The 13,051-nt window shown below is 59.5% G+C and carries 12 protein-coding genes; 4 read left to right on the top strand and 8 right to left on the bottom strand.

Annotation, left to right across the window (positions count from 1 at the left end):
- Nucleotides 1-2 precede the first annotated feature (2 nt).
- Nucleotides 3-1,043, top strand: a complete 1,041-nt coding sequence (gene rfbG, locus Q8M73_05270; GenBank protein ID MDP2287958.1) for a CDP-glucose 4,6-dehydratase — start codon at nt 3-5, stop codon at nt 1,041-1,043.
- A gap of 32 nt (nt 1,044-1,075) precedes the next feature.
- On the opposite strand, the gene Q8M73_05265 is transcribed toward rfbG, so the two are convergent.
- From Q8M73_05265 to Q8M73_05245, 5 genes are all read right to left on the bottom strand, one after another.
- Nucleotides 1,076-1,606, bottom strand: a complete 531-nt coding sequence (locus Q8M73_05265; GenBank protein MDP2287957.1) for a DUF6036 family nucleotidyltransferase — start codon at nt 1,604-1,606, stop codon at nt 1,076-1,078.
- Nucleotides 1,606-2,181, bottom strand: a complete 576-nt coding sequence (locus Q8M73_05260) for a helix-turn-helix transcriptional regulator (GenBank protein MDP2287956.1) — start codon at nt 2,179-2,181, stop codon at nt 1,606-1,608. The genes Q8M73_05265 and Q8M73_05260 overlap by 1 nt, the downstream gene beginning before the upstream one ends.
- A 65-nt stretch (nt 2,182-2,246) precedes the next feature.
- Nucleotides 2,247-3,110: a bifunctional methylenetetrahydrofolate dehydrogenase/methenyltetrahydrofolate cyclohydrolase gene (locus tag Q8M73_05255; GenBank protein ID MDP2287955.1), complete on the bottom strand. Its 864-nt coding sequence runs from the start codon at nt 3,108-3,110 to the stop codon at nt 2,247-2,249.
- A gap of 78 nt (nt 3,111-3,188) precedes the next feature.
- On the bottom strand, nt 3,189-6,827 hold the full coding sequence (locus tag Q8M73_05250; protein MDP2287954.1) for an MBG domain-containing protein: 3,639 nt from the start codon (nt 6,825-6,827) through the stop codon (nt 3,189-3,191).
- A gap of 250 nt (nt 6,828-7,077) precedes the next feature.
- Nucleotides 7,078-7,983, bottom strand: a complete 906-nt coding sequence (locus tag Q8M73_05245; GenBank protein MDP2287953.1) for a hypothetical protein — start codon at nt 7,981-7,983, stop codon at nt 7,078-7,080.
- Between the two features lie 276 nt (nt 7,984-8,259).
- On the opposite strand from Q8M73_05245, the gene Q8M73_05240 reads away from it, so the two are divergent.
- Nucleotides 8,260-8,598, top strand: a complete 339-nt coding sequence (locus Q8M73_05240) for a hypothetical protein (protein MDP2287952.1) — start codon at nt 8,260-8,262, stop codon at nt 8,596-8,598.
- Nucleotides 8,599-8,625: 27 nt separating this feature from the next.
- Here Q8M73_05240 and Q8M73_05235 read toward each other — a convergent pair whose 3' ends face one another.
- The 3 genes from Q8M73_05235 to purN are packed head-to-tail and all read right to left on the bottom strand — an operon-like array spanning nt 8,626 to nt 11,776.
- Complete coding sequence (locus tag Q8M73_05235; GenBank protein ID MDP2287951.1) at nt 8,626-9,591, bottom strand: DMT family transporter; 966 nt, start codon at nt 9,589-9,591, stop codon at nt 8,626-8,628.
- Entirely contained in the window at nt 9,591-11,183 is a 1,593-nt protein-coding gene (purH, locus tag Q8M73_05230) for a bifunctional phosphoribosylaminoimidazolecarboxamide formyltransferase/IMP cyclohydrolase (GenBank protein MDP2287950.1), read from the bottom strand. The genes Q8M73_05235 and purH overlap by 1 nt, the downstream gene beginning before the upstream one ends.
- A 2-nt stretch (nt 11,184-11,185) precedes the next feature.
- Nucleotides 11,186-11,776, bottom strand: coding sequence for a phosphoribosylglycinamide formyltransferase (gene purN, locus Q8M73_05225; protein ID MDP2287949.1), 591 nt, complete (start codon nt 11,774-11,776; stop codon nt 11,186-11,188).
- Nucleotides 11,777-11,924: 148 nt separating this feature from the next.
- On the opposite strand from purN, the gene Q8M73_05220 reads away from it, so the two are divergent.
- Nucleotides 11,925-12,500 carry an SIS domain-containing protein gene (locus tag Q8M73_05220; GenBank protein ID MDP2287948.1) on the top strand — a complete coding sequence of 192 codons (576 nt, stop codon included), beginning with the start codon at nt 11,925-11,927 and terminating at the stop codon, nt 12,498-12,500.
- Entirely contained in the window at nt 12,497-13,045 is a 549-nt protein-coding gene (locus Q8M73_05215; GenBank protein ID MDP2287947.1) for an HAD family hydrolase, read from the top strand. Before Q8M73_05220 ends, Q8M73_05215 begins: the two co-directional genes overlap by 4 nt.
- The last annotated feature ends 6 nt before the right edge of the window (nt 13,046-13,051 follow it).

Raw genomic sequence — 13,051 nt, 5'->3', positions numbered from 1 at the left:
ACATGCATTACTTCCTGACCGGACACACGGGATTCAAAGGCGCATGGCTGACGCTGATGCTGACAGAGCTCGGGCATGAGGTTTCCGGCTTTTCCTTGGACCCAATTGAGGGATGCCTTTACGAGGAAGCAGAGCTCGGGCCCTTGTTCTCTCACGACCTACGCGGCGATATTCGTGACCTTGACCAACTGAAGGCCGCATTGCACACCTGCAAGCCTGACGTTCTCGTGCACTTGGCCGCGCAACCTCTGGTGCGCGAGTCCTATCGCCATCCACGACTCACGATGGAGACCAACGTCATCGGCACGATGAACGTGCTTGACGCCGCGTCCCAGTGCCAGCAGCTTCAAGCCCAGATCATCGTGACCACCGACAAGGTCTACCGAAACGTGCATCAGCAGCAGGGTTACCGCGAATCGGATGCTCTGGGTGGTCACGACCCATACAGCGCGTCCAAGGCAATGGCCGACATCCTCACGCAATCGTGGATGACGAGCTTTGCAGGGGCACCGACAGCAATAGCTCGGGCGGGCAATGTCATTGGTGGCGGCGACACAGGCGCCGAACGGCTGGTTCCTGACGTGATGCGCGCCCTGGCAGCCAAACAAGCGCCTGAACTGCGCAATCCTGCCAGTATTCGTCCCTGGCAGCACGTGCTCGACTGCCTATCGGGCTACCTCGCTCTCGTTCCGCACCTGTTGAGCAAGGCCGATGCTGAGGATCGCTTTATCGGCGCATGGAATTTTGGTCCGGACCCCCAAAGCGTTGCGAGCGTCAGCGACGTGACTGCCCAGTTGATCAAGGCCTGGGGAAGCACGCAGCAGTGGAAGGCTGCCGTCGGCAATGAAGATGACACCTTCGCAGAATCCGAGATTCTCGTTCTTGATTCTGACCTCGCGCATCAAGAGCTTGGCTGGGACAACCGACTGGACCTGGCTGAGACAGTCCGCTGGACCGCCGATTGGTACAAGGCCGTCGCTGAGGACACCTCCGCTCTTGAAGTGAGTCAGGCGCAGGTCCGCGAGTTTCTTGTTCGCCAGTAGTAGCTCAACAATTCAACTTTGCAAGATCCAACTCACGCACCCCTTCGCTCAAGCCATGCCCGAATTCGGGCCGCCGCCGAATCAGTGATGACATCTTGCGCGTGATAGCGCTCGTAGATTTCCTGCACCTGTTCGAGACTGGTGATCTGGCATTGGTCGAGAAGGAATTCAATGTCAGGTGTATCGCGGCGGCCCCTGTTCGCGTAGACCTTCATCGCCAAGAGCATCTGCAGGGAGCCCACGTACACGACCATCTCTCCTTCGCGGAAGACCTCATGCCAGTCTTCAAGACCCACTGGTGGGACATACGCCTTGGCTGCGTCATTGATCCAATCTGAAGGCAGCCCTCGTTCGCGCCCGATCTGCGCAGCGATGTCTCGCACTGGACCGTCCGGCAGTAGCAGCGCATCGATGTCTTGCGTAGCTCGCCGATCCGAATTCAACAGCGCAATGGCTGCGCCGCCGACCACTCGTATCCCACCCGCAACCCCAACCGCGTTGAGTCTCCTGGCAAGTTCACGCAGTAGCTCTTCAACATCCTGCGATGTGAATGTGGCTTGCATCAGGCACTCAGCAACTGTGTGGGATCCAGAAATACCCCGTGGCGACGAATTGATCTGGGCGTCGCAAGTCTTGCCCGCGCACGCAGCGATTCCAACTCCTCAATATCCCACGGTTCGTTCAGTGAATAGTGCGGATCATCAAGCCACATTGGCCTAGGGAGTCGATCAAGGCTCATCCAGTAGTCGACCAGCGCAGCTAGGAGCGCGTCGTAGCGCCGGTCTCCGACCGGCAGAGGTCGAGTGACTGCCAAGGCAACACGAACTGCCGGATCCACGCCTGCAAGATCATCCGACGTTTGGATTACTTCGCGCCATGCCCATTCATAGTTATGCGATAAGAGAGCAGCACGCAGCGCGTCAGCAGCCTCAGATACCGGGCGCGCAAGCGTAGGCAGGAGGACAACCCGCTGTCCCAGGGATGCCAGCAGTTGTTCGAGGCGGCTAACGGATGTGTCGTGGCTGCCCGATTCGATCACAGCAATCGCCGGCTGAGTGACGCGCGAGTCCAACGCCAATTGCCGTTGGGAGACGCCTGCTCCACCACGGGCACTTCTGAGGAATGAGGAAGCGGACATGGTGCCCTCCGATACGATTTTTCGTATCATACCAACTCAGCACTCGTCACTCGCGCAAGGAAGTTCTAAACCCGGAGATCTCCAGCCAAGCGCTCGGCGGTATCGACCACATTGGCCAGCAGCATCGCCCGAGTCATCGGCCCAACCCCGCCTGGATTAGGCGAGAAGTAGGCAGCAACGTCCATGACATCTGGATGGATATCGCCAACCAGCCCGGCATCTGTGCGCGTGATACCGACATCCAGGACCGCAGCACCTGGACGAACGAGATCAGGTGTGACCATGTGCGGCACGCCAGCGGCCGCCACGATGATGTCGGCCTGACGCAGATACGAGGCCACATCTCGAGTGCCCGTGTGACACAAAGTCACGGTGGAGTTCTCGGAACGGCGGGTCAGCAGCAGGCCCAATGGCCGGCCAACGGTGATGCCACGACCCACGACGACAACATGAGCGCCCTCAATGGGCACTGAATAGGTTCGCAGCAGCTCAACAATCCCGCGCGGAGTGCACGGCAGCGGAGCCGCAACGCCCAGCACGAGTCGGCCAAGGCTCATGGGGTGCAGGCCGTCGGCGTCCTTCAGTGGGTCCATCAGCTCAAGGACGCGGTTGGCATCAAGGTGCTTGGGCAGCGGAAGCTGCACGATGTACCCAGTCACAGCAGGGTCCAGATTCAGTCGAAGAATCTCCGCCTCGAGCTCTGCCTGGGTAGTCGACGAGGGAAGATCCACGCGCACTGACGCGATGCCAACCTCCTCGCAATCGCGGTGCTTGCCCTTGACATAGGCGTGGCTGCCCGGGTCGTCACCGACGAGGACAGTGCCCAAGCCCGGCGTGATGCCACGGGCGCGCAAGGCGTCCACCCGCACCTTCAGTTCACTCTTGATCCGTGCCGAGGTTGCCTTGCCATCGAGTATCTGCGCAGTCACGGGTGCATTCTGACAGCAGGCCCGAGCGACACCCTGCAGCCCTTCGGCCAGAGCGGAACCGAGCAAGCCTCTTGCCCTCTACCGAACGCGAACCTCTACTCGGCGATTGAGTGGATTGCCCGGCTTGTTGGCTTCGCTGACGGCCAGTCCCTTTTCGCCGCGGGCTCGCTCGTCAATTTGCGCATCAAACACCTCTCCGTTGATGTTCTTGCGCACCTTCTCTGCCCGCGCCTTGCTCAATTTGGCGTTGTAAGCGACCGGTCCTAGCGTGTCGGTGTGTCCGGCAATGAAGGTGTCGCGCAGCCCTAGGGCCAACATGTCATTCTTGAGTTTGGACAAGTCAGATTGTGCCTTCGACTTCAACGCATCCTCCGTGCTGTCGAAATAGACCGTCAGGATCAAGGTGCCGTCTGGATCTGCGGCGCCTGAACCGCGGGCAAGCCTTTGTTCTGCACCCGCTGCGTCAATCCCGACCACTGTGTAGTTGGACAGCTCGCCATTGACGGCAGGCACGATGCAACTGCTGTAGACCGTGAGGCATACCAGTTCATCGCCTCGATAGATCCCGTACGCCTTTTGACCTGCATCTGCCTTCCAGGAGATTGCCACGCGCTCATCCAACGCAATGACGGTGGCCTTGCCGGGCTTGTCCGGCCGCAGACGCGGTCGATCAATCGCTGCCCGCACCGGCGTCACAGCTGGCTTCGGGCCTTCAACAGCGACTTCGATCGTCTGCTTGACTGACGTTCCGTTTGGGCCCTCCGTCGTGACGATCATCGGGATCGTGCCCTTGAAGCCAATCGGAATCAGCAGATCGGCCTTGCCAGCGGCACTGACTTGGGCCTTGACGGGTCCTTGGGGCTGGACGCTCTGAACAACGATTGGCCTAGCGCCATCGCCCTGCAGGTTCAGTGCGGTCTTGGGAAGTGGGTCAGCCACCTTGGGTGCCACCTTGCCAGCGGCGGATCCCGGCGGCGGCGACTGAGAAAGCAGTGTCGACTGCGCGACTACAGTGCTCGTGAGCGGCTGGATCCTCCCCGGGGCTGCCGGAGTGGCACTTGGCGTGATGGCCGGATTCGACGGTGCTGGAGCGACACTCTGGCTACCGCTTCCGCCTCCGCTTGACCCACCAGAGCCACCGGACCCACCAGAACCACCAGAGCCACCACCACTAGAAGCGGCCGTGATGGCGTAGGTGCCCGCGGTGTAGGTCACGGAGTAGTTGCCAGCGACCCCCGTGGTGAACGAACCACCCGAGGGAGTGTTGCTGTAGTCACCAGCAGCAGTTGGCACGGTCACCGACGATGAATATGACGTCCCGCCTGTGCCAGCGAAGGTATAGGTGAAGGACCCGAGCGCATCCGAGCCAACAAGACCCGAAATCGTGGCATCAAAGGTAGGAGTAGCAGCGCCGGAGACCTTGCTCTTGTTGTTCGCCGTCACCGTCACCGCCTTCGGATTGACGGTGAAGCTCTGATCCACATCTGCCGCCGCCGAGTAGGTCGTACCACCAGTGGTGCCACCAGCTTGCGAGGCACGAATCGTGCAAGAGCCCGCAGCAACAATCGTCACCGTGGAACCCGACACTGTGCAGACACCTGTCGTCACCGATGTGAACGACACCGCCAGGCCCGACGAGGCAGTCGCCGACACTGTCACCGCTGCATCACCGAAGATCTTCGTCCCAGGGCCAGTGAAGGAAATCGTCTGAGCCGACGCACCAGGAGCGCTGATCGTGTAGGTGCCTGCGGTGTAGGTCACGGAGTAGTTGCCTGCGACACCGCTGGTGAACGAACCACCCGAAGGTGTGTTGCTGTAGTCACCACCAGCCGACGGCACCGTCGCAGAAGAGGAATATGACGTCCCGCCCGTGCCAGCGAAGGTATAGGTGAAGGAGCCGAGCGCATCCGAGCCAACAAGTCCGCTCACGGTGGCATCAAAAGTCGGATCAGCTGCGCCCGATGTCTTGCTTTTGTTGTTCGCGGTCACCGTCACCGCCTTCGGATTGACGGTGAAGCTCTGATCCACATCTGCCGCCGCCGAGTAGGTCGTACCACCAGTCGTCCCACCAGCCTGGGACGCACGAATCGAACAAGAGCCCGCAGCAACAATCGTCACCGTCGAACCCGACACCGTGCAGACACCCGTGGTCAGCGACGCAAACGACACCGCAAGGCCCGACGTGGCAGTTGCCGTTACCGAAATCGGCGCATCACCGAAGATCTTCGTCCCAGGACCAGTGAAGGAAATCGACTGAGCCGATGGACCTGAAGCTGTCGTGACCGTGTAGGTGCCTGCGGTGTAGGTCACGGAGTAGTTGCCAGCGACACCTGTGGTGAACGAACCACCCGAAGGAGTGTTGCTGTACGTGCCCACGGCGGAAGGCACCGTCGCTGAAGAGGAATATGACGTCCCGCCTGTGCCGGCGAAGGTGTAGGTGAAGGCTCCAAGAGCGTCCGAGCCAACAAGTCCGCTCACGGTGGCATCAAAAGTCGGATTGGCGGCGCCAGATGTCTTGCTCTTGTTGTTTGCGGTCACCGTTACCGCCTTCGGATTGACGGTGAAGCTCTGATCCACATTGGTCGCCGCCGAGTAGGTCGTGCCACCAGTGGTGCCACCAGCCTGCGAAGCACGAATCGTGCAAGAGCCCGCAGCAACAATCGTCACCGTGGAACCCGACACTGTGCACACGCCCGTGGTCAACGACGTAAACGACACCGCAAGGCCCGAGGTCGCAGTTGCCGACACGGTCACCGCCGCATCACCGAAAATCTTCGCCCCAGGACCAGTGAAGGAAATCGTCTGAGCCGAAGCCCCAGACGATGCTGTGGTGAAACTCAGGATCGATCCATAGAGGATCCCCTCAGTGTCCGTCCCTGCGTTGGTGACCCCGAGCACGCGGAAGTAGTACGTGGTTGAGTTGGACAAACCAGTCAGCGCTGTCAAGACACTGTTGCTGGAGCCCGTGACTCCCGTGGCCGAAAGGCTTGTCAGTGTCGTTCCTGATGCCAGCGTGCTGGAAGTCCCGTACTCGAACTGCCACTTGGTCGAGGTTGTCCCAACCGTAAGGGAACCATTCAACGTTGCACCTGTGGAAGTGACCGACGAAGCCGCGTTCGTTGTCGCGGTCACTGCCGAGCCTGAAGTCGCGACATTGGAAGTGGTGAACGAGCCGCCGAGCGCCGCAAGAGTTGCCACGTCCTCATTGGCCCCCTGAGCATTGAGGTCCGCCACGATATCCGCGACGGATTCGCCTGCTGCGATCTCAGAGTCGTAAAACTGCTGGGCGGTCATCCGGCCGCAGTAGCTGGCATTTGCTCCGCCGGGGAAGAAGGCCTTACCAGCCGTAGTCCAATTCAGAGCCATGTTGTTGGCGCCATTGAAGGCGTCGCCAGCCGTGTCCCCGCCCGGGATGATGTCACCCCATTTCTTGGCATTTGACGGGTACGAGTAGGAGGGATCAAAGACCGCCGAATGGAATCCGGAATCGGACGAGGCCACCACGTGACTTTGATGGCCGCTATTCCTGATGGCAGCGCTTTGCGAGACAGTAATTAAGCGATAGGGATTGGTTGTGCTGTGCGTCCGGTGGCAGATCGTGACCTTGCCAGTGGCAGCCTGGGCTGCCGGAGGCGCCACCACAGGCATCAGCGCTGCAAGTATGACTGCGCCGAGCAGTCCAGCTCCAAAGCGCGGCCCGATCGAGGTCTTCTTCACGTGTTGGTCTCGCTTCCACAGGAACGCATGTTCACCCCGGTGAATATATGCCACCCAAGTGCCGTTGTCGTCACCACATGCTCTGCTGCCCGCGCGCCTCACGACCGATCGCAGATCCAGGCTGATGAGGGTGACGTCATCGCTTGGCCCAGAAACGGCATGAAGCCCGGAACAGGTCAAATGGCAAGAGTAGATGCGCAGGCCATCTTCCTCGGCCCTGCGCATGTGCAGGTACTTCTGTCAGTCCGAATTAGCGACGAACCGTCACGGCATTGCTGCCGATGGCGATGTAGCCCCCACCAACCTGCGAGGCCGGCACGTAGGTGCGGTAGCGATTGACACCATTGCGCAAGTTCACGCCGAATGTCGCCGACGAGTCGGACCCGAGAGTCGTGGTCTTCAAGGTCACCCAATTGCCACCCCTGGTCTGGCGCTGCACAAGCGCGATCTTGCCTGCGTAACTGATGAGAGACGATGCACGCGTCTGGAACCTTGCAAATTTCGGAGTAGAACTTTGAAGACCCAACACCACCTGCGGTCGAACCTGCACTGAGACTTCCGCGCTCATCACCGGGGCCCCATTGCTCTGCACCTGGGCTCGGTAGGAGGTTTGGATCTGTGGTGATGCGACGATACTGAAATCGCCATCTGCCGTAGTGACAGTTGACGAGACCTTTGTGAAGGCGTTACTTCCATAGGCCTGCGCATAGATGTCCACGACTACGCCTGCAGAGTTGGAACTTCCCTGTCCATTCAAGGTCACTTCAGCCGGGTACGTCACCCTGGTTGGCGTGACAGTCATCCCGAGGCCTGAACCCACGACCAAGCTGTCGGAGTAGGTGTAGCTGCCGGCGCTCGTGAAAGTGCACGTATGGGTCTTCGTTGGCTGGATCACCAGTGGAGTGGCCGTGCATTTGTATCCGGTGGTCGGCTTGATCTCGACTTGATGCGCAATGGCATCCGCATTGGTGAAACGAATCGAATCGCCAACCTTCAGCGTTTGACTCATAGGAACGTAACCAGCGTTCGTGATCGTGGTGGTGAACGATGCTGCGCTGGCAGGGATCGCTGCGAGTGAGCCGAAGCCTGTCGCCAATAGAGCACAACTCATGGCGAGGACTGAAGTCTGCTTGCTGACGGTTGAAGGCTTGCTCATTAGAGAGTCATTTCTCGGGAGTCGTGCGATTCAGGCGAACGCCCAAATCACGTGCAAAAATGGATCTTCTGCAGCAGCCGCTACGTTCCTCGCATTAGTTCCAGAAGCCCATAGCTGACTGTTCGTACTCAGGTCGCAATGCAGTCGCATTCAGGAGCTGGGCCCCTGCCGCACCATTGATGCCCTTCACATTCGCAGGGCAATCCCCTTGAAATCACAGGCAATTCCCATGACATCCCAATTGACTGCACGCATTCAGAAGGCTCGAGCACTCAAGTGAAGGGCGGTATCACTGTGGCAACGATTGAAGTAGAACAGCACGCGAAGCTTCGGAAGCCCAAGAGCGTGATGTTGTTCGAACTCTCATGGACTCACGAATGCGCCCTGTTTGTTTTTGCCGGGGTAACCGCATTGATGGCATACCTTGCGGCCGCACTTGGCGCAATGACGCAGGCCACCGACCGAAGCCCGAGTGCGTTCGCCTGCTACTGGGCAGCCGGCATCTTCGCCTTCAGCTCGGCGATACTGGTGATGGTTGCGCTCATAGTCGCAAGCCGCAGCGCTCAAGCCGAACGAGTCGACGCCTTGAACGCCGCAAGCCTGAATACTCAGTGAAGCAAGAGACTGCTGCAAGGCAAGGAACTACTGCGTCCCCAAGGGACGAGTGCGATTGGATGCGGCAACTGCGACAGAGACAAAAGCCAGCAGCACGCCAAGTACCAGCCCCAGAGTGACTTCTGCGCCGGCAACGGGAGCGAAGATGTCCAGTGCCATCGAGCCGATCAGCTGCCCCGTGATGCTCAGCAGCGCAAACAGCAGCACGCCGACCAGTGGCACCGTCAGAGCACTGATCGTGATGAAGGCAATGCCGATGAAGCCACCCAGATATGCCCACCAAGGCGCCCCGAAGAAACTAGAAATCCCAGAATCCAAGGCCAGCCATCCGAATCCAAGCGCGGCGCCCAGCACGACCCAGCCGAAGACGAAGTTCAAGAAGGTCGCAGCCAAGGGCACGCCAACCGAAAATGACACCCGACCGTTGTATGCCGCTTGAACAGAGAAGGTCAGTCCGGCGATGAAGGCCATCACCACCGGAAGAATCGGGATCGAGCCATCCCCCAGCCGCTGACCGACCGCCAACCACACTGCCACGACAGCAATGAGTGCTGAGATGACTCGTCGCACAGTGATCGGCTGCACCCCTGCTGGGCCCATTCCCAGGCGGTCAACCACCAGCGAAGTCGAACTCTGACCAGCCACCACGGCGATGGTGAACACCGCAACGCCGATGAGAGGCACGGCCCCGGCCTGCACCGCTACGAAGAAGCCACCCAGGATGCCGCCCAGGATCTGCCACCAACGCAAGGTCCCGGAGCGAATCAACGACGGCACACGCAGCACACCAGCGCGCACCCGCGAAGAGAACAGCAATACCAAGCACATGATCAACAGGCCAGAGGTGAAGCTCCACGCAGCAGCGCCGAGGCTGTTGCCCATGTCCTGCGACAGTTCGCCATTCATCCGCGCCTGCAAAGAGGTCAGCGCCCCCACGATCACCGAAACAACAGCGGGGATCAAGATGGGAAAGCGCGGATGAATGAGCTGCATCAGTGGAAGAAGTGCCGAGTTCCAGTGAGATACAGGGTCACGCCAGCCGCAGCGCAGGCTGCAATGACTTCTTCATCGCGAATTGATCCGCCCGGCTGCACGATCGCCGAGACCCCAGCGGCGATCAACAGCTCAGGGCCATCAGCGAATGGGAAGAAGGCATCAGACGCAGCAACCGAGCCAGCAGCTCGATCCCCCGCGCGTGAAATAGCCAGGACGCAGGAATCGACCCGATTCACCTGACCCATGCCCACGCCAACGGCGGCTCCATCAGAGGCCAGCAGAATTGCATTGGACTTCACCGAGCGAACTGAACGCCAAGCGAACAGCAGATCGGCCAGCACAGCATCAGACGCCGGCGAGCCTGCAGCCAGAGTCCAAGTAGTTGGATCATCGCCAGGTGCATCAATGGCATCAGCCACCTGGAAAAGCGCCCCACCAGATATCGGCCGCAGTTCCAAAGAAGAGCCCGCAACCGGGGCCGGCACTGAAAGCACCCGAAGGTTCTTCTTCGCAGCAAAGAACTCAAGAGCCGAAGGCGTAAATGAAGGTGCCACGACCACCTCTGTGAAGACATCCCCCATTGCCTCGGCCATCTCCAGAGTCACCTCACCATTGGCCGCCACCACGCCGCCATATGCAGAGACTGGATCGGTCGCAAAGGCACGGGCATAGGCATCAGCAACAGAAGACCCAATCGCGATGCCGCAAGGATTTGCGTGCTTGATGATCGCAACGCACGGTGATGAATGATCAAAGGCCGCACGACGAGCCGCGTCAGCGTCGACGTAGTTGTTGTAGCTCATCTCCTTGCCCTGGTACTGCACCCCAGAGGCAAGGCCGGGAGCACCCGAAGCCGAGACGTAGACGGCGGCGGACTGATGCGGGTTCTCGCCGTAGCGCAGCACCGAGCCCAAGGTCCACGATGCCCCAGCCCAGACCGGGAAACCGGACTCTGAAGGCGTGACAACTGAACCGAGCCACGAGGCAACGGCAATGTCATAGGAGGCCGTGTGTGAGAAAGCTTCGCGAGCCAAAGCGGCACGCTCAGCCAAGGAAAAGCCCCCAGACGAAACGGCAGCAAGCACAGGCCCATACGAAGAAGGCGAAGTCACGATCGAAACGTTCGCGTAGTTCTTGGCCGATGCGCGAACCATCGTCGGACCGCCAATGTCGATCTGCTCAACACACTCATCAACTGAGGCACCCGAGGCAACTGTCTCAGTGAACGGATACAGATTCACGATCACCAGTTCAAACGGAGCGATGCCCAGCTCTGCCAACTGCGATACATGCGACTCCTTGCGAAGATCGGCCAGCAGACCGCCGTGCACATGTGGATGCAGAGTCTTGACGCGACCATCAAGGCACTCGGGGAAACCAGTGATCGAATCGACCGGTGTCACCGGCACGCCTGCTGCAGCGATGACCCCAGCGGTGGAACCCGTCGACACGATCTCGACTCCGGCCGCGTGCAAGCCACGCGCCAACTCCTCCAGACCGGTCTTGTCATAGACCGACACCAGCGCACGACGCACAGGGATGCCCCCGACGATCGTCGGCGAGGATGGAGAGGGTGAGGCAGCACTCATGATCAAGCTCCGTTCGGTTTGTTGTGCAAGTTGCCAGTGGCCAGAAATCGAAGGAGCACCTCAACCAGCAGCGAGCGCTCCTGAGTCTTGATGCGCTCGTGCAAGGAAGCAAGACCATCAGTAGGCAGTACCGACACCGCCCGCTGAGCGATGATCTCGCCGGTGTCCACTCCAGCATCAACGAAATGCACTGTGCAGCCGGTGACGGTGACGCCATAGGCCAGCGCGTCGCGCACCCCGTGGGCTCCGGGGAAGGAGGGCAGCAAGGCCGGGTGGGTGTTGATGATCTGCCCAGGGAATTGTGAAAGCACAGACGGACCGATCAGCCGCATGAAGCCCGCGGAAACGATCAGATCGGGTGACAAGGCGACAAGTTCAGCCTCAAGAGCGGCGTTCCACTCATCGCGTGTGGAGAAATCAGAAGGCGAAACACAAAAAGTCGGCACTCGAGAAGCACGCGCGCGAACCAAGGCGCCGCAATCGGGAACGTCGGAGCCCACAGCCGCAATGTTGGGGCCGACGAACGAGGAATCAAGAAGAGCCTGCAAGAGAGTTCCGGACCCAGATGCCAGCACCACAATCCGGGAATCCACGGCGAAACCTTAGTGGAAACGAAACAGACTCATTGCCTTCCCTTCGAGCGTGCAATAGGGCAGTGACGGGGCAACTGCCAGTTGGATAAACTCCCTCCGCCGGGCTTCGCTCTCTGCAATGGCCGCGCACAGGACTGGGGGGACTTCGATGGACGAGTACCTGATTGAGTACATCGAGGGCTCAATTTCGGCGGTCGAATCTGTCCGAGCGATGATTCCTTCCATCCAAAAAGCGGCCGATTGCATCGCGACGTGTTTGACAAGCGGTGGCACTGTGTACTTTGCAGGAAACGGCGGATCTGCGGCGGACGCGCAACATTTGGCTGCAGAACTCATGGGCCGATTCGATTTTGAGCGAGCGCCCCTCAAAGCCATCTGCCTCAATACCGACACGTCCTTGCTTACTGCGATTGCCAATGACTATGGCTACGACTCGGTCTTCAGCCGACAGATTCATGGACATGCTGCTCGCGGCGACGTTGCCGTGCTGATCTCAACCAGCGGTGAAAGCCCCAATATTGTGGCTGCTCTCAAGGCGGCGCATGAGATCGGCGTTCGAACAATTGGACTTACGGGTTCTCCTGAGTCGATGTTGGCGAAAGAATGCGATATCGCACTGGCCGTGGGCACGTTCGCAACTTCACATGTTCAAGAAGCTCACGGAGCTATTGGGCACGCAATGTGTGGATACGTTGAACAATCGCTCTTCCCTCAGAGTCAATGAGCCCAGCCCCACTTCTATATGAGTACGACTCCACAGCATTCTCCAGATGGCTCGTCCTTGATCGTGACGGCACCATCAATCAGGACAGCGGCTACACACACGCCCCTTCGGAACTGACGATCCTGCCAGGAGTGATCTCAACTCTTGCCGAGTTGAATGCTGGCGGCTGGGGATTACTCATCGCGTCAAATCAAGCCGGGCTTGCGCGGGGTCTGTTCACAGTTGCACAGATGGAAGACTTCAATCAGGCCCTAATAGACCAGTTGGCTGCGGTCGGAATCCTGATCTCGGGCATAGCCGTCTGCCCTCATCACCCCGACGGCTCTGTGCCCGAATGGTCTGGAATATGCCAATGCCGTAAGCCAGAGACGGGGTTGTTTGACACATTGGCCAAGTCATACGGGCTCGACCTCGAGCGCACTATGTTTGTGGGCAACAGTCAGATCGATCGTGAGGCTGCTGAGAGGGCGGGAATGCTGTTCATGTGGGGGCGAAATGCTCAGGACTGGGCCGAGATTCTTGAATCCTTTCGAGCCACCGCATGATCATTA

The organism is Actinomycetota bacterium (genome assembly GCA_030684515.1).
Lineage (GTDB): Bacteria > Actinomycetota > Actinomycetes > S36-B12 > S36-B12 > UBA11398.
Note: the sequence above shows the minus strand (reverse complement) of the source record. Positions and strands in the feature narration are given on the sequence as shown.